Raw genomic sequence first — 19,833 nt, forward strand, 5'->3', positions numbered from 1 at the left:
ACCGGGCGCGTTGGCGCGCTTTTCGGGCGGGCTTCACGGCGCCTTCTGCGCGATCGGACGGCTCACGACTGCCGCCGCATCGAGCGGCTCGCATGTGACCGTCCGTGTCAGCCTTGGCGGGCCCTGCCAGCCCGCGGTCTCGCTCACGGGCACAAACGTGCTCCCTTGCGGCGCCAGGATGATCGGCTCCGACTTCAGGCAGAGATCGGGAAATGCGATGCCATGGCCGCCGGCTCCGGTGAACCGCCCGACCAGCATCTGGGAGGCCTGCATCCGCGTCGCCGGCGACGCCCGCATCGTACGCTCGGGATCGAACGCGCGGTAGCACGGCCAATCGGTGTGGTTCGGCGCGAACTCGTAGACGATCCGGCACGCCGCGCCGGCCGATTTCACGAACGGCGAGTTCGAAGGCGCCGCTGCATCGCGTTCGAAAACCAATGTCTGCAGCGTCAACGCTTCCGTCGTCGCGCCGGACGTGACGGGCTTGCCCGGCTGGACCGCGACTTCTCCACGCGAGAACACCAGCTTGGTTCTGGGTCGCGCGTCCCTGGTCTCCAGCACCAGCATGGGCCTCTCCGCCCAGGAGCGATCCAGGTCCACCTCGCCGTTGCTCATCATCAGTTGCACATTGCCGACGGAGGGCTTGTCCTTGGCGAAATCGACCATGCGAAGGTGCACGCTCGACTTCGCCGCCTCGAGGCTCAGGAAGCGCAGGTCGTCCACCTTGCGCGTGATCGGCATCATCGGATCGAAGCGATCGTCGATGTCGAACCGAACGATCTTCTTCAGCTTGGCCGAGAGGGGGCCTTTTGCGGCGAGCGGCGGTGCAACGTCGATCACGAGCAGGGCGCCTTCGGGCGAAAAGGTATTGCCGAAGGCGCGCTGCCGGGCGGCGGTCAGCAGCGAGTCCGTCTGCTGCGCGATGTCCCGCGCGAAATAGATCTGCTGCCCGGGGCGAACCAGCGGAAAGTTCTGAAATGCGCCGAGCGCCGCGCCGTTGCGGACCTCCGTTTCGGGGAAGGTGACGCATTTGGACCGATCGTCATGGTCGGTCTCCTCGACCTTCCGGGACGCAGAGCGCGAACAGAAGCTCAGATGGTGCTCTGCCGTCTTCTGTGGGCTCGCCGAGGTCGCATAGATGAGATCCGAACTTCCGGGTACTTCCATCGGAAGCGGAGAGGTCGCGAACATGTCGACTTCCACGCGGGTCAGCGATGGACCCGCATCGACCGAGCAGAGATCCCGGGTCGGCAAGGTATTGGTGAGGAGTCGCGCCGCATCGGCGCTGACGACACAGGATATGCTGTTCTCCGAGTTGTTCCGGCTCATCCAGATCAGATGGTCCTTGCCCGCTCCATCGACCAGGAGATGCGGCGCCGCGTGCCGCCGGCGCGGCGGCAACCAGACCGGCATGGTTTCAGTCAGCATGGGCACGCGTTTGAGCAGCACGTCCGGCAACCGCGTCACCCCGACCGAGCGCAGTTCGGCGCTGACGGCGTTGGGATCGGTGGTCCACTCGAGAACGGGAACAGTCGCGCAGGTGATGCAGGTCACGGCCAGATTGGAGCGAAGGTTCTCGAACATGAGAATGACCTGATCGGGGTCACCTGCGTATTTGGCAGGTAGGATCGCCTTGAATGGATGCTTGACCACGCGGCTGACCTGAAATCCGTTCGACCGCGACGGATCCGAATCGAATTCGAAATAGGTCGATCGGTCCCAGCCGCGATAGGCGTCATATCCTCCTAGACTCACACCGGCCAGAACCATCTTGGAATCGGTCTGGCAGCGCGCCGCGCTGCTCTCCTGACTGCTGTTTCGTATGTACACGCACAGCCGAAAAGCCGCGTTTTGCAGAATGCGATCGCAATCGTTCTGGTTATAGCCGTAGGTCGCAAGGCCGTGGCGATAGCACAGGTCGTGAAAGACGCAGGCCTGCCTGAAGCGCTGCAGGACGAGATGGCGCTTCTGGTTGGAATCCGTCCCGCCGTCGAACAAGATGTTGGCCCAGGGCGGCAGGCTGCAGTTCAAGCCCTCGCCGCTGCCGCCGATGGTACTGACGACGTCCGGCCCCGATTGAAAGGCGGTGACGGTGGCAGGCATCTCGCCGTCGGTGATGTCGTCGACGTTCTTGTAGATGGAATCGGCGATGAAGGAAGGCAGATACGCAAAGGCCAGAACGGCCACGGCAATCAATGCAATCGACCAGCGGATCACCTTCCCGAACATGGCTCAACCCCGCTAAAGCCGATCTGGCAATGACGCAGCCGCGCACCGAAATCATGGCAGGCCCGGTGTCGTCCTGATGACGATCAGCTTGAGGTTGTTCGGCTGTCAAGCCGGGATCTCACACATGGCAGCCACTTTGATTGCCGGAAGGCCCGCCGGGCGGCGCATCAAGCGTCCCGGCGATCCCCATCGGCTCTCCGGAGTCAGGCCAGATGTCGAACCTCGGTCGCCTCCGCGGCCACGACGGGATGAGGCATGTGCTCGTCCAGCGCGGCCAGGCGCTCATCGATGGCAGCGATCACCTTGCGCGAGAACGGTCCGAGATGCGCGTAGGCCGCGATCATCTGCACGGCGATGCGTGCGGACGAGGTGTCACGCTTGGCGCAATTCATGAAGGTCTGCCAGAGCGGCCCGCGTGCCTCGGGAAGGGCGGAGACCACCTTGTGCACCGTCTCCATCGCCCCGAGCTTGGCGCGGATATCTCCTTCGGCCAGCTCGGGACGCTGCCTGGATCGGTCGAGCAGCGTCATCAGGCGGTCGACGCGTCCTGCATAGGCCGCCGGGCTGTAGGTGTGCTCCAGCACCCGCCTGTAATCCAGCAGGATGTCGCGCAACGGGCGGACCGGATCGAAATTGATGCCGGCCGTGCACTGATCGGCGCCGATTGTCGGCGCCACATCGTGGCCCGGATGCAGCCGGCCTTCGCGCTCGAGGCGGCGCGTGAGCTGCGTGTTCGGCAAGGCATAGAGCAGGCCGACCATGGCGACGGGAATCGCCGCCTCCTCGATGAATTCGATCATGGCCTCCGCCATCGAGACCTTCTCGTTGTCGAAGCCGACGATGAAGCCCGCGGTGACGAGCATGCCGGCGGCGTAGATCTTGTGGATGCTCTCGGCGATGTTGCGCCGCGTGTTCTGCTTCTTCCGCATCGCGACCAGCGTCGCCGGGTCCGGACTTTCGATGCCGACGAAGATGCCGAAGAAATTGGCCGCCCCCATCAGCTCCAGCAGCTCCGGATCGTCGGCGAGGTTGACCGAGGCTTCCGTGGAGAATTCGAAGGGATAGCCGTGCGTGCGCTGCCATTCGGCGAGCCTTGGCAGGAATTGCCGCAGCGACTTCTTGTTGCCGATGAAATTGTCGTCGACGAAGTCGAGATGGCCGCGGTAGCCCATCCCGTAGAGCGTCTCGAGCTCGACGAACATCTGCTCGACCGTCTTGGTCCGCGGCACGCGCCCGTAGAGTTCGATGATGTCGCAGAATTCGCAGGTGAAGGGACAGCCGCGCGAATACTGCACACCGAGATAGAGATAGTCCTCGAACTTGAGCAGGTCGAACCGCGGCACCGGCGTCTTGGTGACGTCGGCCTGGAATTTCGGCGCGGTGAAGACGCCGGATCGCGCGCCGCTTTCCCAGGCCGCGATGAATTCGTCGATGACGCTCTCGGCCTCGCCGAGCACCCGGAAGTCGGCCCGCTCATAGAGGTGGGGGCTCGAGGTGGGATCGGGACCGCCGACCACCACCGGCTTGCCAGCCGCGCGGCAGAGCTCGATCAGGCGCAGCGTGTCGGCCTGCTGCGGCATCATTCCGCCGGTGAAGACGACGTCGGCCCAGGCGAGATCGTCGTCGCCGAGCGGCGCCGTGTTGCAATCGATCAGCCGGACCGTCCAGCTCTCAGGCAACATCGCGGCAACGGTGATCAGGCCCAAGGGGGCGGCAGGGCGCTTGACGCCCATCACTTTGCAGGATTCGCCAAAGCTCCAGAAGGACTCTGCCGAGAACAGCGGGTAGAGCATCAGCACGTTGCAGGGACTCGGCACGTTCATGGAACTCCTATTGCTTCGGCCCAGTGTACCAGAGCGCAGGCGTCTTGCATCCCGGCAAAAGGGACAAACTGTCGCCGCTGCGCGGGGCGCGACCCGGGCCTGGAACCGGCCTTGACGGCCGGTCGTCGCCTGAAGCCGCGGATTGGCGCCCATGGAGGAGACGTCAACCCGAATCGATTGATGAAGGGATGAGGCAAAACAGCGCCGCGGTCCATACTCTCGCGCGGCCCGGCAATGCATCCCGGCTAGCCCTCGGAGTGTTGATTTGAACAGTTCCAGTTTGCCGGACAGATTGCGCCCCTGAGTTCAATCGGTGGATTGGGCCAATCAGGGGACTTGCGATGGCAAACCTAACAATCAACGGAAAACCCTTCACTCTCGACGTCGAGCCGGATACGCCGCTGCTCTGGGCGATCCGCGAGAATGCCGGCCTGACCGGCACAAAATACGGCTGCGGCATCGCACAATGCGGCGCCTGCACGGTTCACATCGACGGCGTGGCGATGCGCTCCTGCGGGATCTCGGTCAGCGAGGCCGAGGGCAAGAAGATCACCACGATCGAGGGGCTCGCCTCGGGCGACACGCTGCACAAGGTGCAGGAGGCCTGGATCGCCCAGGACGTGCCGCAATGCGGCTATTGCCAGAGCGGCATGATCATGGCGGTCGCGGCGCTGCTGAACGAGAAGCCGAAGCCGACCGACGCCGACATCGACGAGGCCATCACCAACATCTGCCGCTGCGGCACCTTCCAGCAGGTGCGCGAGGCGATCCACACGATCGCAAGCGCGTAAGGAGCCGCCCCATGAACAAGCACGTCTCTCCCAAGATGAACCGTCGTGCCTTCGTCATCGGCAGCGCTGCTGCCGGCGCGGGCCTTGCAATCGGCCTCGACATTCCCTTCGGCGGCCCCGCCGTGGTGCGCGCCGCCGACGGCTCGCCCGAGATCGGCGCCTGGGTCGTGGTCAGGCCCGACGACACCGTGGTGATCCGCATCGCCCGCTCCGAGATGGGCCAGGGCTCGCTCACCGGTCTCGCCCAGCTCGTCGCCGAGGAGCTCGAATGCGACTGGACCAAGGTCACGACCGAATATCCGACCCCGGGCCAGAGCGTCGCGCGCAAGCGCGTCTGGGGCGATTTCTCGACCGGCGGCAGCCGCGGCATCCGTTCTTCGCAGGACTATGTCCGCAAGGGCGGCGCCACCGCGCGCGTGATGCTGATCCAGGCGGCCGCCGATGCGTGGAAGGTGCCGGCCTCCGAATGCACGGCCGCGAACAGCGTCATCACCCATACACGCTCGGGCCGGACCACGAGCTACGGCAAGGTCGCCGAGGCTGCGGCGAAGCTGACGCCGCCAGCGGACGTCAAGCTGAAGGATCCGAAGGACTGGAAGCTGATCGGCAAGGGCGTGAAGCGGCTCGACACCGTCGACAAGACCACCGGCGCCATGATCTACGGCATCGACGTCAAGCTGCCGGGCATGCTGAACGCCGCGATCAAGGACTGCCCCGTGTTCGGGGGCAAGCTGAAGAGCTTCGACGAAGCCAAGATCGCCGGCATGAAAGGCGTCAAGAAGGTGGTCAAGGTCGGCGACACCGCAGTCGCCGTCGTCGCCGACACCTGGTGGCACGCCAAGACCGCGCTGGAGGCGTTGCCGATCGTCTGGGACGAGGGCGACAATGCCAAGGTCTCCAGTGCGTCGATTGCGAAGTGGCTGGCCGAGGGGCTCGACGACGCGCAGCCGGCCTATGTCGGCAACAAGAACGGCGACGCCAAGGCGGCGATCGCCGGCGCCGCGAAAAAGGTCGAGGCCGTCTACAGCTATCCCTACCAGAACCACGCCACCATGGAGCCGATGAACGCCACCGCGATCTACACGGCGGACAAATGCGAGGTCTGGTGCGGCACGCAGAATGGCGAGGCGGCCTTTGCTGCCGTGCTGGAGGCTTCCGGCCTGCCGGCCGAGAAGTGCGACGTGCACAAGGTGATGCCAGGCGGCGGCTTCGGCCGGCGCGGTCAGACCGACTATGTGCGCCAGGCGGTGATGATCGCCAAGCAGATGCCGGGCACGCCGATCAAGCTGTTGTGGTCGCGCGAAGAGGACATGGCGCAGGGCAGGTATCACCCGATCACCCAGTGCAAGATGACCGGCGCGTTCGATGCCGACAACAATCTGATCGCGCTGCACTACCGCCTGTCCGGCCAGTCGATCCTGTTCTCGCTTCGCCCCGAAGCGCTGCAGAACGGCATGGATCCCGTCGCGTTCCAGGGCGTCGCCCAGTCCGGAGACGCCGCGTTCGGCTATTCGGTGCCGAACCTGTTGATCGAGCATGCGATGCGCAACCCGCACGTTCCGCCGGGCTTCTGGCGCGGCGTCAACGTCAATCACAATGCGATCTACATGGAATGTTTCATGGACGAGCTGGCTCAGGCCGCAGGCCAGGACCCGCTCGAATTCCGTCGCAAGCTGATGGGCAATCACCCCAAGCACCTCGCGGTGCTCAATGCCGTGGCCGAGAAGATCGGCTGGGACACGCCGGCGCCGCAGGGCGTCTATCGCGGCATCGCGCAGGTCATGGGCTACGGCAGCTATGTCGCCGGCGCCGCCGAGATCTCGGTGACCGACGGCAGCAAGATCAAGGTGCATCGCATCGTCGCCTCCACCGATCCCGGCTACATCGTCAATCCGGCGCAGGTGGAGCGGCAGATCGCGGGCTCTTTCGTCTATGGCCTCTCCGCGCTGTTCTATGGCGGCTGCACCGTCAAGGACGGCAAGATCGAGCAGACCAACTTCGACACCTACAACTCGATGCGCATCAACGAGATGCCGAAGGTGGAATCGGTGATGGTGCCGAGCGGCGGGTTCTGGGGCGGTGTCGGCGAGCCGACCATCGGCGTCGCGGCGCCGGCCGTGCTCAATGCGTACTTCGCCGCGACCGGCAAGCGCATCCGCTCGGTGCCGCTGCGGGACCAGAACATCACCTTCGCGTAAAGCATGATCCGGACCCGAAGGGCCGCGTTAGCGCAAAGTGCGAAGCGGTTTTCCGGAAAAGCATGCTCAAACAACGACTCGCGGCGGCCATGCCGGCCGCCGCAGCATTTTCCGGACAAGCCTCATGAATACGCCGGTGACACGGCGGAATGCCGTCCTCGGCATCGCCGTCGCGGCCACATCGCTCGCCGCACCTTCGATCCTGCGCGCGCAACCGGCGGGCCGCGTCGTCGTGGTCGGCGGCGGCTTTGGCGGCGCGGCTTGCGCCCGCGCGCTCAAGCGCGCCGACGCCAGATTGCAGGTCACCCTGATCGAGCCGAACAAGACCTACATCTCCTGCCCCTTCAGCAACGAGGTGATCGCGGGCCTGCGCGAGATCGAGGCGCAGCAGTTCGGCTATGACAGGCTCGCCGCCGCCGGCATCACCGTCGTCGCCCAGGCTGCAACGGCCATCGACGCGCAAAAGCGTCGCGTGACCACGGGCGATGGCACCGCGTTTGGCTATGACCGGCTCGTGCTCTCGCCCGGCATCGACTTCCATCTCGAAGCCCTGCCCGGCTACGACGAGGCCGCATCGGAGACGATGCCGCACGCCTGGAAGGCCGGCGCGCAAACGCGTTTGCTGCGCAGGCAACTCGAAGTAATGCCGGACGGTGGCACCGTCGCCATTGCAATCCCGGCCAATCCCTCTCGTTGCCCGCCCGCGCCTTACGAGCGCGCAGGCTTGATCGCGCATTACCTGAAGACGAAGAAGCCGCGCTCGAAAGTTCTGATCCTCGATGCCAAGGACACTTTCTCCCTGCAGCGGCTGTTCGAACAGGCATGGAAGGAGCTCTATGGCGACATGGTCGAACGCGTCGCACTGTCGCAAGGCGGCCGCGTCACCTCAATCGATGCCGCGACCAAGACCATCGTCACCGAATTCGGCAACTACACCCCTGATGTCGCCAACATCATCCCACCGCAGCGCGCCGGCCGCATCGCCGGGCTCGCGGGTGTTGCCGATGCCACCGGCTGGTGCCCGATCGATCCTGTCACGTTCGAGTCGAAACTCGTCCCGAACGTCCACGTCATCGGCGACGCCTGCCTTGGTGGCGGCATCCCAAAATCGGCCTCCGCTGCAAGCGCGCAGGGCAAGGCCGGCGCCGCCGCGATCGTCAGCCTGCTCTCGGGTCGCACACCGGAGGCGCCACGACTCACAGGGGTCTGCTACAGCACCGTCGCGCCCGGCTACGGTTTCTCGCTCGCCGGCAACTACCAGCCTAGGGGCGACATCTTCGCCGAGGTCGAGGGCGGCGCGACCAGCCCGGTCGACGCGCCGCGCGAATTGCGCGCGCGCGAGGCGACTGAAGCCGAGCGCTGGTTTCAGGCCATCACGGCGGATTGTTTTGGCTAGGATATGACGAGACGAAGCACTCGCCACGAACAAGGTGCGCTCCCTCCCCCGCCTGCGGGGGAGGGTTGGGGAGAGGGTGTCTCCACAATCAAGAATCCCCAAGAGGAAAGAGCCCTCACCCGCCGCTGCGCGCCGACCTCTCCCGCAAGCGGGAGAGGTAAGTGGAGTTCGCGACGACATCATGCACCCCATCCGATATCTGCAACTGCGGCAATCATCGTAGCGAGCCTCGCCTTCGCCTCGCCTGCCGAAACAAACGAACTCTTGCCCTACACAATCGTCAACGACGGCATTCCGGCCTCGCTCACAGGCTCCCTCGGCGATGCCGCGCGCGGCCGCGCTCTGGTGCTGGCGCGCACCACGACCTGCATTCTCTGCCATTCCGGCCCATTTCCGGAAACGCGGTTCCAGGGTGATCTCGCGCCTGATCTCACCGGCGCCGGGAACCGGTGGTCGGTGAGCCAGTTGCGGCTTCGACTGGTCGATGCCTCGCGCTTCAACCCGCAGACCATCATGCCGTCCTACTATCGCGCCGACGGCCTCGTCCGCGTCGGACGCAACTTCGCCGGCAAGCCGATATTGTCGGCTGCGGAGATCGAGGACATCGTGGCTTTTCTTGCAACGCTTCGGGACTAGGTTCATGCCAACCACACGACGACAATTCCTGGGCCTCGCCGGCGGCGTGACGGTCGCCGGCACGATCCCGATCGTCACGCTGCGGCCGGTCGAGGCAACGCCGGCAATGCTCAACACCGCGATCCGCAACGTCGTCGGCGAAGCACAGATTCGCAGCGGCAGGGTGAAGCTCGACATTCCGCCGCTGGTCGAGAACGGCAACACGGTGCCGATGACGGTGAGCGTTGCAAGCCCGATGACGGCCGATGACCACGTCAAGAGCATCCACGTCTTCAACGAAAAGAACCCGCAGCCGAACATCGGCAATTTCTATCTCGGCCCCTCCTCCGGCCGAGCCCAGGTCTCGACCCGGATCCGGCTCGCCGATACCCAGAAGGTCGTCGCGATCGCGCATCTCTCCGACGACACGTTCTGGCAGGTTGCCGCCGACGTCGTCGTGACGTTGGCGGCCTGCACCGAGGAGACGAACTGATGGCCGCCCTCATCAACGTTCCGGCAAAGGCCAAACGCGGCGACATCATCGAGATCCGCACGCTGACCTCGCACATCATGGAGACCGGCTTCCGCCACACCGCCGACGGCAAGCTGGTCCCGCGCGACATCATCACGAGCTTTGCATGTCGCTACAACGGCACGGAGATTTTTCGCGCCGATCTGTTTCCGGCGATCGCGGCGAACCCGTATTTGTCGTTCTTCACGGTCGCGAAGGACAGCGGCAAGTTCGAGTTCGAATGGATCGGCGACAACGGCTATTCGACAACGGCGTCGGCATCGATCACGGTCGAATGATATCCTGGCGCGCGATAGCGGTGGCAACCTTGTTCGCCGCAGCCCCTGCCCTGCTCGCCGGTGAAATCCCGCCCGATGCACGCCGCTCCGGCTACACTTTCATGGGCCCGGACACGCGCGCCATGCAGGACGACGACACCACCAATCCCGGCATGCTGTTCGTGCTCGACGGCGAAGCGCTCTGGGCGAAGAAGACAGGCAGCGCCAACAAGGCCTGCGCGGATTGTCATGGCGATGCGCGCAGCAGCATGAAAGGCGTCGCGGCGCGCTACCCCGCCATCGACAAGGCACTCGGCCGTCCCGTCACGCTCGATCAGCGGATCAATCTCTGCCGCGCCGATCATCAGCAGGCGACGCCGCTGCCCTACGAGGATCGCGAACTGCTCGCATTGTCCGCTTTCGTCGCCCACCAGTCGCGGGGCACCCAGATCACGGCCGGTGACGATCCGCAAGCCCAGCCCTTTGTCGCGCAGGGCCGCGCGCTCTTCATGCAGCGCGAGGGCCAGCTCAACCTCGCTTGCACCAACTGCCATGACGACAATTTCGACAAGCGCCTTGCGGGCGCGCCGATCACGCAGGGACAGCCGACCGGCTATCCGCTCTACCGCCTGGAATGGCAGACGCTGGGATCGCTCGAGCGGCGGCTGCGGAGCTGCATGACCGGCGTCCGCGCCCAGGCCTATGACTACGGCTCACCCGAGCTGGTCGCGCTCGAGCTCTATCTGATGTCGCGGGCGCGTGGCCTGCCGATGGAGACGCCGGCGGTGCGTCCCTGAAAGGAACCGGCCGGGACACCGCCCGGCCGTTCCGCGAGACTTGAGGCCACGCCTACTCCGCCGGCGCGGCCGACATCTCCGGATGTGCGGCGTAGGGCTCGCTGGCGCCGAGCTTGGCGGCGGCGAACAGGCCGGCGGCCATTACTGCATAGGCCAGGGCCACCGCGGGCGTCACGCCAAAGCCGCCGCCGATGCCGACGGCCTCGCCATGCATGAAGCCGAAATAAGTCAGCACAGCCCCGACCAGCGCAAAGGCGGACGCCTTCTCGAAATCCCGCTCGATGATGAAGACTCCGATCGCGCCGAGAATGAGGCCGCCGAGGATGGAGCCGCCGCCCATCACCTCAAGCCCATGATAGAATACACCCTGCTGCGGCAGCGCGGCAATCGCGGCGGCCTTGACCGCATCGGCCTTGTCGGCCGCCAAGCCGCCGACGGTTGTCGCCGCATTCATGGTCGAACCGAGCATGGTGTCGATCTGGAGCTTGGCCCAGGCGGCAAGATGCGGCGTCAGCGCCAGCACGATGGCGGGCGCGTGCTTGACCGGCGTGGTCTGGAACGCCTGCGCACCGATCAGCATGCCGATATAGAGCAGGATCGGCGAGATCGCGACGACGGGCACGAGGGCCAGCAGCACAGAGATGATGCCGAACCAGGACAGCACGACCACCATGATGCCGGTCGCCGCCGAGTAGCCGATCCGGCCGCCCATCGCCTTCCAGCCGGGGTGGCCGATATAGACGGCGTTGATGAAGGGATTGCCCATCAGGCAGCCGATCAGGCTGACGACGCCGTCAGCGGTCAGCACGCGCGTGGTCGGATAGTCGTCGCCGGCCGCTTCCGCGCTCTCGACATTGTCCATGGCCTCGACGAGGTCGTAGATGCCGAACGGAATGGCGGTGACGAGGATGATGCCGAGGAACTCGAAGCCGGAGAAGACATAGCCTATTGCCGGGATCGGCACCGAGAAGCCGAAGTTGGCGAAGGCAGCACCAACGCCTTTGAGGCTCAAGCCGCCAAGGCCGAGCCCGAACAGGTTCGAGCCCCAGGCGATGATCATGCCGACGGCAATGGCGACGAGACCGGCGGGAATGCCGCGCCAGTACTTCACCCCGCCGAACCAGCTCACCAGAATGATGGCGAAGCAGACCAGACCAATTTGCGGCGTCATGTACATTTCGAGCGCCGGACGCATCGAGATGAAGGTGACTGAGACACCGGCAAGCGTGCCGAGCAGCGCTGCGCGCGGCGTGATCCTGCGGATGAACGGCGCGATGAAGCCGCCGATCATGAGAATGAAGCTCTGGAAGAACACCCAGACGAGGCCCGCCGACCAGCCCTTGAGCGGGTCGCCGGTCTTCAGCGTGATCGGCAGCATGATCACGAAGGTGACGATGAACATGTGCGGCACGCTGACGCCTGAGGGCAGCGCGCAGACGTCGTTGCGGCCGGTCTTCTGCGCCAGCCGGTACGCGAGATACGCATAATAGAAGGTGGACAGGCACATCATCAGCCCGAGGGCGGGCAGGATGCGGCCGAACACGAGGCTGTCGGGCATCTTCAGCACGAAGCGCAACAGGCCCGTGAGCACCAGCATGTTGACGAGGATGTTGGTGCCGAAGCCGAAAAACGCGTTCCAGTCGCCCGATGTCCATAGCGCCGGCTTGAACCCGGACTTGTCGATTTCAGATTTGCCTGCCGTCCCCGTCAATGTGCTCATGGTCATACCCCTATGTGGTCGAAATCCTCATCGCCTCCAGGACTGCGGCTGAGCTCGCGACCCAGCCGAAGATGCCGCCCTGGGCCTTGATCATCTTCAGGCCCATCTCGTGAAACTCGGGGAAGTAGGATGCGCAGCCGTCGGAGATGACGACGCAGCGATAGCCGCGGTCATTGGCCTCGCGCACGGTGGTGTTGACGCACACTTCTGTCGTGACGCCGCACACCAGGAGATTCTCGATACCGTGCTTCTCCAGGACATCGCCGAGCTCGGTGGCGTAGAAGGCGCCCTTGCCCGGCTTGTCGATCACGATTTCGCTGTCGAGCGGATAGAGTTCGGAAATGATGTCGTGGCCGGCCTCACCGCGAATGAGGATGCGTCCCATCGGACCGGGATCACCAATGCGAAGGCTGGGCGCACCGCGTTCGACCTTCGCCGGCGGCGCGTCGGAGAGATCGGGCAGATGCCCCTCGCGCGTGTGGACGACCAGCATGCCGCTCTCGCGCGCCGCCGTCAGCACCGCGCCGATCGGCTTCACCGCGCGTGCAAGCTGGCTGACGTCGTTGCCGAGCGTTTCACCGAAGCCACCGGGCTCCATGAAGTCCCGCTGCATGTCGATGATGAGAAGCGCGGTGGCGGGCCAGTCGAGCGTGATCGGCTCGGGCTCGGCGCTGACGACGCCCTTTGCCGGCTTGGCTGAGTTCAACATGACGCAGACCCCCGCGAGAACTCTCTTGGCCAGGAGTTCTGCAAGCGCCGTGCCATTGTGTACAATTGCGGAGAACGGCCGATCGCGAGGGAATTCGTTGTGCAGTCAGAAGGTTACGATCACGGTCGGCGGCTGCTTATTCCCTGTGCGGCGGTTTCGCGACGTGCAATTGCTTAAAGCATGAGCTGGCTGTGGCACTCTCTTCCCTGTCGTTCCGGGCGGCGCGAAGCGTCGAGCCCGGAATCCATCGGGCGGCGGCACGCGAGGTGAAATGGATTCCGGGTTCGCGCTATGCGCGCCCCGGAATGACAGGAGTGGCGCTACCGCCCCGCCCCGTACAACCGCCGATACTCGTCCTCATACGGCGCATAGGAATCCTTCAGCGTCGCCATGTTCAGCAGCATGGTCGCCACCATCGCGCCCGCCCTGTCGAACACGCGCGTCTTCACCCAGGCGCTCTCGGTGCGGCGGCTGCCGGAGAGCGCGACCACTTCGCGCTCGACTTCGTACTCTTCGCCAACGAAGAGCGGGCCCTTCACGAGGCGGATCTCCTGGTCGGCGAACAGGCCGACAGCCGGGCCTTTGGCCGGCAGCGGATCGTCCTTGGAGCGGTACTGGAACAGCACGCTCAGCATCTCCATCGGGATGATGGGTCTGCCCCAGGGATTGTCGGAGCCAGAGTAGTAGGGCGAGTTCTCGGTGATGACGGCGAGCTTCTGCCGGAGTGAGAACGGATAGAGGTCGCCCATGTTCTGATCGAAGGCCATGCGCACCGGCTGCCGCTTGCCGGTCTGCGCCACCTTCACATCGCGCAGGATCACGGGATCGGTGAGCGGCTTGAGCTCGCCGAGGCGCGTCTCGAGCGCGGTCGCGACCGGCGCATCGCCGGCCGAGGCCGTGCCGCGCAGCACCTCGGTGCCATCGCGCTTGACCATCTGAATCTGGCACTGGCTCGTGCCGGGCAATGGCTTCGACACGATCGCCTGCACCTCCTCACCTTCGTAGCAGACGCTGCGATAATGCGCGGAAAGGCAGCCCGTCTCGAACCAGGCACGCCCCCATAGCCGTTCGCCGAGCGGCGCGAACTGGCTGAAATGGGTCGGCCCTTCGATGGTGCCGCCCTTGAAGCCGAGCTTCTGGGCGGTTGCGTCGTCATGGATCGAGGCGTGCGCGTCGTAGGTTTGCGCTTGCAGCATCTGGCGCGGCCGGCGCCACGGCCCGATCAGCGCTTCGGCGGTCTCGGCGATCTCAATGTCGAATGCTGTTGCAGCCATGATGTTCTCCACAATCAGCCATGACTAGCAGGAGCGCCACAGATGCGGCCAGCGATATTGACTTCGCCCACACATACTCTTGACTGTCATAATTCGCGTCGCGCCGCCGCAATCCCTCCCGCGGCGCAAACTCCACGCCGAATGAAAGACAAGGACTCCCGAAATGACGCTGATGCAGGTCGAGCTGGACGATAAATACCGGCTCGAATCGAAGCGGATCTTTCTGTCCGGCACGCAGGCTCTGGTTCGACTGCCCATGTTGCAGCGCGAACGTGACCGGCTCCAGGGGCTCAACACCGGCGGCTTCATCTCGGGCTATCGCGGTTCCCCGCTCGGCATGTACGACCACGCGCTGTGGCGGGCGAAGTCGCACCTCCAGCAGCACGACATCGCCTTCGTGCCCGGCCTGAACGAGGACCTCGCGGCAACCGCGGTGTGGGGCAGCCAGCAGGTCGGCCTGTTTCCCGGCGCCAAGGTCGATGGCGTGTTCGGCATCTGGTACGGCAAGGGCCCCGGCGTCGACCGCTCGGTCGATGCGCTCAAGCACGCCAATGCAGCCGGCACCTCGCTCAATGGCGGCGTGCTCGCGCTTGCCGGCGACGACCACGGCTGCCAGTCCTCGACGCTGGCGCATCAGAGCGAGCAGGTGTTCGCGGCGGCACTGATCCCGGTGATCAATCCCGCGACGCTGCAGGACTATCTCGACCTCGGCCTCTACGGTTTTGCGCTGTCGCGCTTCTCCGGCTGCTGGGTCGGTTTCAAGGCGATCAGCGAGACCGTGGAGAGCTCCGCGTCGATCTATAGCGATCCCGAACGCATCCAGATCAGGCTGCCAGACGATTTCGAGATGCCGCCAGGCGGCCTCAACATTCGCTGGCCCGATCCGCCGCTCGAAGCCGAGAAGCGCCTGTTCGGACCGAAGATGGCCGCGGTGCAGGCCTTCGCCCGCGCCAACCAGTTCGACCGCATCGTGCTCGATTCCAAGCCGGCGCGGCTCGGCATCGTCGCGACCGGCAAGGCCTATCTCGACCTGCGCCAGGCGCTCGCCGATTTGGGCATTACGGACAAGGACGCGCAGGATCTGGGCTTGCGCATCTACAAGGTCGCGCTGACCTGGCCGCTCGAGGAAAGCGGCGCCAGGCGTTTCGCCGAAGGTCTTCAGGACGTGCTGGTGGTCGAGGAGAAGCGAGGCTTCATCGAAGACCAGCTGATGCGCATCCTCTACAATATCGACGCGTCGAAGCGCCCGACCGTCACGGGCAAGCGCGACGAGCGCGGCGCGCCGCTGCTGCCAAGCGAGGGCGAACTGACACCGACCATCGTCGCGGCCGCACTGGTGGCGCGGCTGCGCAAGCTCGGCCATCACAGCCCGGTGCTGGAGCAGCGCCTCGCCCGGCTCGAGGCTTTCGACCAACCCGTCACCACCAGCACGCAGATCAAGCTCGCACGCACGCCGTTCTTCTGCTCGGGCTGCCCGCACAACACCTCGACGCGCGTGCCGGAGGGGAGCCGCGCCATGGCCGGCATCGGCTGCCACGGCATGGCCCTGAGCATGCCGACCCGCCGGACCGACCTGATCTCGCATATGGGCGCCGAGGGCGTGAACTGGATCGGCCAATCGCCCTTCACCACCGAGCAGCACATCTTCCAGAATCTCGGCGACGGAACCTATACCCATTCCGGTCTTCTGGCGCTCCGCGCCGCTTCCGCCGCCGGCATCAACATCACCTACAAGATTCTCTACAACGATGCCGTCGCCATGACCGGCGGGCAGCCGGCCGAGGGCGCCTTCAATGTCGCGCAGATCGCGCACCAGGTCTGGGCCGAAGGCGTCAAGCGGCTCGCGATCGTTTCCGACGATCCGGGCAAATACCCGCAAGGAAATTACTTCCCGCAGGGCGCGACCATCCACCACCGCCGCGAGCTCGATGCCGTGCAGCGCGAGCTGCGCGACATCAAGGGCCTCACGGTCATCGTCTACGACCAGACCTGCGCCGCCGAAAAGCGCCGCCGCCGCAAGCGCGGGCTCTATCCCGATCCCGCCAAGCGCGCCTTCATCAACGAGCTCGTCTGCGAAGGCTGCGGTGACTGCTCGCAGGCCTCCAATTGCGTCTCGGTGCAGCCGCTGGAGACCGAGTTCGGCCGCAAGCGCCAGATCGACCAGTCGAACTGCAACAAGGACTTTTCCTGCGTCGAGGGCTTTTGCCCGAGCTTTGTCACCGTGCATGGCGGAACGCTGAAGCGGATGAAGACCTCGGCGGTCGATTCCGGGCAATTGTTCGCCGATCTGCCGCTGCCGCCGGCGCGTGAGCTCGACGGCCCCTACAACATCCTCGTCACCGGCATCGGCGGCACCGGCGTCATCACCATCGGCGCGCTGCTCGGCATGGCCGCCCATGTCGACGGCCGCGGCTGCTCGGCGCTGGATTTCACCGGCCTGTCGCAGAAGAACGGCGCGGTGATGAGCCATGTGCGCATCGCGCCGAAGCCGGAAGATATCTCCGCGGTCCGCATCACCACCGGCGGTGCCGACGTCATCCTCGGCTGCGACATGATCGTTTCCGCGGGCCCGACCGCGCTCAGCCGCGCCGAGCGCGGCGTGACGAAGGCCTACATCAACGCCGACCTGCAGCCGACTGCGAGCTTCGTGCAAAACCCAGATCTCGATTTCGAGATGGGCACGATGCAGACCGTGCTGCGCGACGCGATCGGCGACAAGAACCTCGACATCATCGACGCCACGGGCATTGCCGCCGCGCTGATGGGCGACAGCATCGCGACCAATCCCTTCATGCTCGGCTTCGCCTTCCAGAAGGGCGCGATCCCGCTGTCGCTGGAGGCTTTGCTCCGCGCCATCGAGATCAACGGCGCCGCGATCGAGATGAACAAGCTCGCCTTCACCTGGGGCCGCCTCGCCGCCCACGACATGTCGCGGGTGCGCAGCGTGCTCCAATTCAAGAGCCGCGCATCCACTCCGGCGAAATCGCTCGACGATATCGTCGCGACCCGCGCCGAATTCCTGACCTTCTATCAGGACAAGGCCTACGCCGACCGCTATCTCGCGGCGGTCGCCAAGGTGCGCAAGGCGGAGAGCGCCGTTTCGCCCGCATCGACGGAGCTGACCGAGGCCGTCGCGAAGAACCTGTTCAAGCTGATGTCCTACAAGGATGAGTACGAGGTCGCACGGCTCTACACCGACGGCAGCTTTGCCAGGAAGGTGTCGGAGAAGTTCGACGGGGACTTCACGCTGAAGTACCACCTCGCCCCGCCGATCTTCGCAAAGCGCGACAAGGTGACCGGACATCTGCAGAAGCAGGAATTCGGCGGCTGGATGATCCATGCCTTCCGCATTCTCTCAAAGCTCAAGTTCCTGCGCGGCGGCCTGCTCGATCCGTTCGGCCGCACCGAGGAGCGCCGGACCGAGCGGAAGCTGATCGCGGATTATCTGGCGATGATCGATCAGCGGATCGTCGGGCTGCAAGCGGCACAGATCCCGCTGCTGGCGCGGCTTGCACGCGTGCCCGAGACGGTCCGCGGCTTCGGCCATGTCAAGGAAGCCAGTATCAGGCTGGCAGCGGCCGAGGCGGCGCGGCTTGAGGCGGAGCTCGAGAACAGCCGCTTTGCCGCGGCGGCGGAGTAGCAGCTAGCGCAAATCTCTCCACTCGTCATTGCGAGGAGCCCTTGCGACGAAGCAATCCAGACCGTCGCCGCAGAACATTTCTGGATTGCTTCGCTCCGCTCGCAATGACGAGATTGTGGAGACGTGCTCGCCACTGCTCCGCGCTAGACTAGCGCGCCGGTTTGCGCTCGATCGGATCGATATCGATCGCCCGCAGGCGGCCGAGCCGCAGCACGTCCATGGCGAGCCGCCGGCCGATCCGGTCGCGGTCGAGCACGCGGATCAGATCGTCGACGCCGTTGATCTCGACGCCGTCGAGCCTGATCACGACGTCGCCGGGCAACAGGCCCGCCTTGGCCGCAGGTCCATCCGGCTCGATCTGCATCAAGAGCGCGCCCATCTTGTTCTCGACGCCGGCCAGCACCGCATGCCGCCGCGGGACCGGCGCGGTCTGGCCGGCAACGCCGATATAGGCGCGACGGACATAGCCGTGGCGGATGATCTCCGACAGCACGAATTGCGCGGTGTTGCTGGCGACCGCAAAGCAGATGCCTTGCGCGCCGTTGATGATGGCGGTGTTGATGCCGATCACCTCGGCATTCGACGACACCAGCGGCCCACCCGAATTGCCGGGATTGAGCGCGGCATCGGTCTGGATCACGTCCTCGATGGTGCGCCCGCTCACCGAGCGGATCGAGCGCCCGAGCGCCGACACGACGCCGGCCGTCACGGTCGATTCGAAGCCGAGCGGATTGCCGATCGCGATCACCAGCTGGCCGCGGCGCAGGCTCTTGGAGTTGCCCAGCGCGGCATAGGGCAAGTGGCGCACGCCGTTGGCGCGCAGGAGCGCAAGATCGGTGTCGGGATCGACGCCGAGCACCTGCGCGTCGCCGACATGGCCCTCGACGTCGCGCAGCCGAATTTCCTTCGAACTGCCGACCACATGGCTGTTGGTGAGGACGAGCCCATCGGGCGAGATCACGATACCCGAGCCGAGCCCGCCGCGCTCGCGGCCGTTCGGCACCTTCGGCCCGGTCTCGACGCGCACGACCGCGGGACCGACACGGTCGGTCACGTCGATCACGGCATTGGAATAGGCGTCCAGCAGGGCCCCGTCGTCGACAGGGGCAGATGTCGTCGTTCGCGATGACGGCGCGTCATCGACGATCTCTGAGGTGAAGTCCAACATGGCAAGAGTCCTTGAGGCTCACACAGATGGTGGCCTGTTTCCTGCCGCGCAAGATGCGCGCCTGGAGCGCAGGGCTGGACTGCCCAGATGGCTAGGGCGCTCGCCTCAGCGAGCCGCCTCTTGCCTTGACCGGGTCGAGCAGTGACCAGTCGCCATCGGGAAGCACATGGCCCTTGGGGAACGGCGCGCGGAGCTCGAGCCCCAGCGAACCGAGCACGCGGTCGTCGCGGTAGTAGCATTGCAGCACCACGCGGACGAGCGTTGCGGCGGCGACGCCGCCGGAGATGCGGAACTGCTGGGCAACGCCGTCACGCGCGGCGTGCTCGAGATCGGCCAGCGGCATGCCGGCGAGCCGCGACAGGTGATCCAGCGCCGCCACGACCTGTTTGGTGTCGCGGCCGAGCGTTGCGAGGATGTCGGCCTGGATGATGTCGTCATCGGCGCCCGGAACGCGGTATTCCTCGCTTGGCGGAATGATCATCGCAGCGATGGTGCGCAAGTCCTGGCGCTGCCGCGGCGTGAGGGTGAGCTGATCAGTCATGGCGTCCTCGCATCGAAACGTTGCGGCCAAGTTGCCGGTGCGCTCCCTCCCCCGCTTGTGGGGGAGGGTTGGGGAGAGGGTATCTCGACAGAGGGATTCCCCAAGAGGAGAGAGCCCTCACCCGGCACGCGGGACGATGCTTC

15 protein-coding genes are annotated in these 19,833 nt (G+C 65.3%); 8 read left to right on the forward strand and 7 right to left on the reverse strand.

Translation table 11 applies throughout. The features are described 5' to 3' along the window. Window positions 1-33: 33 nt before the first annotated feature. Together AC1RQP_RS21665 and AC1RQP_RS21670 are read right to left on the reverse strand one after the other, a co-directional pair. Window positions 34-2,229, reverse strand: a complete 2,196-nt coding sequence (locus tag AC1RQP_RS21665) for a hypothetical protein (protein ID WP_492938455.1) — start codon at window positions 2,227-2,229, stop codon at window positions 34-36. A 203-nt stretch (window positions 2,230-2,432) separates the two neighbouring features. After that, complete coding sequence (locus AC1RQP_RS21670; protein ID WP_492938456.1) at window positions 2,433-4,052, reverse strand: B12-binding domain-containing radical SAM protein; 1,620 nt, start codon at window positions 4,050-4,052, stop codon at window positions 2,433-2,435. A 341-nt stretch (window positions 4,053-4,393) separates the two neighbouring features. On the opposite strand from AC1RQP_RS21670, the gene AC1RQP_RS21675 reads away from it, so the two are divergent. The 7 genes from AC1RQP_RS21675 to soxA all read left to right on the forward strand — a co-directional run bounded on the left by AC1RQP_RS21675 (window position 4,394) and on the right by soxA (window position 10,638). Further along, the gene (locus AC1RQP_RS21675) at window positions 4,394-4,843 is read left to right on the forward strand and encodes a (2Fe-2S)-binding protein (protein WP_492938457.1); all 450 of its coding nucleotides are present in this window, start codon (window positions 4,394-4,396) and stop codon (window positions 4,841-4,843) included. A gap of 11 nt (window positions 4,844-4,854) precedes the next feature. Then, window positions 4,855-7,041: a xanthine dehydrogenase family protein molybdopterin-binding subunit gene (locus AC1RQP_RS21680; protein WP_492938458.1), complete on the forward strand. Its 2,187-nt coding sequence runs from the start codon at window positions 4,855-4,857 to the stop codon at window positions 7,039-7,041. Between the two features lie 124 nt (window positions 7,042-7,165). Continuing rightward, complete coding sequence (locus tag AC1RQP_RS21685) at window positions 7,166-8,437, forward strand: FCSD flavin-binding domain-containing protein (RefSeq protein WP_492938459.1); 1,272 nt, start codon at window positions 7,166-7,168, stop codon at window positions 8,435-8,437. Between the two features lie 213 nt (window positions 8,438-8,650). Further along, window positions 8,651-9,073: a sulfur oxidation c-type cytochrome SoxX gene (soxX, locus tag AC1RQP_RS21690; RefSeq protein ID WP_492938726.1), complete on the forward strand. Its 423-nt coding sequence runs from the start codon at window positions 8,651-8,653 to the stop codon at window positions 9,071-9,073. A gap of 4 nt (window positions 9,074-9,077) precedes the next feature. Next, window positions 9,078-9,545 (forward strand): SoxY-related AACIE arm protein, encoded by a 468-nt coding sequence (locus AC1RQP_RS21695; RefSeq protein WP_492938460.1) that lies wholly within the window; start codon window positions 9,078-9,080, stop codon window positions 9,543-9,545. Continuing rightward, window positions 9,545-9,862, forward strand: a complete 318-nt coding sequence (gene soxZ, locus AC1RQP_RS21700; protein ID WP_239622095.1) for a thiosulfate oxidation carrier complex protein SoxZ — start codon at window positions 9,545-9,547, stop codon at window positions 9,860-9,862. The genes AC1RQP_RS21695 and soxZ overlap by 1 nt, the downstream gene beginning before the upstream one ends. After that, a complete protein-coding gene (soxA, locus tag AC1RQP_RS21705) occupies window positions 9,859-10,638 on the forward strand; it encodes a sulfur oxidation c-type cytochrome SoxA (protein WP_492938461.1) in 780 nt (259 codons plus the stop codon). The genes soxZ and soxA overlap by 4 nt, the downstream gene beginning before the upstream one ends. Window positions 10,639-10,690: 52 nt before the next feature. On the opposite strand, the gene AC1RQP_RS21710 is transcribed toward soxA, so the two are convergent. From AC1RQP_RS21710 to AC1RQP_RS21720, 3 genes are all read right to left on the reverse strand, one after another. Then, on the reverse strand, window positions 10,691-12,358 hold the full coding sequence (locus AC1RQP_RS21710) for a regulator (RefSeq protein ID WP_492938462.1): 1,668 nt from the start codon (window positions 12,356-12,358) through the stop codon (window positions 10,691-10,693). 10 nt (window positions 12,359-12,368) lie between these two features. Beyond that, window positions 12,369-13,067, reverse strand: a complete 699-nt coding sequence (locus tag AC1RQP_RS21715; RefSeq protein WP_492938463.1) for a cysteine hydrolase family protein — start codon at window positions 13,065-13,067, stop codon at window positions 12,369-12,371. Window positions 13,068-13,387: 320 nt separating this feature from the next. Beyond that, entirely contained in the window at window positions 13,388-14,341 is a 954-nt protein-coding gene (locus AC1RQP_RS21720) for a hypothetical protein (RefSeq protein ID WP_492938464.1), read from the reverse strand. Window positions 14,342-14,504: 163 nt separating this feature from the next. Here AC1RQP_RS21720 and AC1RQP_RS21725 point away from each other — a divergent pair, with 163 nt between their 5' ends. Next, window positions 14,505-17,981 carry an indolepyruvate ferredoxin oxidoreductase family protein gene (locus AC1RQP_RS21725; RefSeq protein WP_492938465.1) on the forward strand — a complete coding sequence of 1,159 codons (3,477 nt, stop codon included), beginning with the start codon at window positions 14,505-14,507 and terminating at the stop codon, window positions 17,979-17,981. A gap of 148 nt (window positions 17,982-18,129) precedes the next feature. Here AC1RQP_RS21725 and AC1RQP_RS21730 read toward each other — a convergent pair whose 3' ends face one another. Next, window positions 18,130-19,149 carry a S1C family serine protease gene (locus AC1RQP_RS21730; RefSeq protein WP_492938466.1) on the reverse strand — a complete coding sequence of 340 codons (1,020 nt, stop codon included), beginning with the start codon at window positions 19,147-19,149 and terminating at the stop codon, window positions 18,130-18,132. A 91-nt stretch (window positions 19,150-19,240) separates the two neighbouring features. Beyond that, complete coding sequence (locus AC1RQP_RS21735) at window positions 19,241-19,690, reverse strand: hypothetical protein (protein WP_492938467.1); 450 nt, start codon at window positions 19,688-19,690, stop codon at window positions 19,241-19,243. Window positions 19,691-19,833: the final 143 nt, after the last annotated feature.

This window comes from Bradyrhizobium sp. GW821-FHT13H06 (assembly GCF_058803975.1).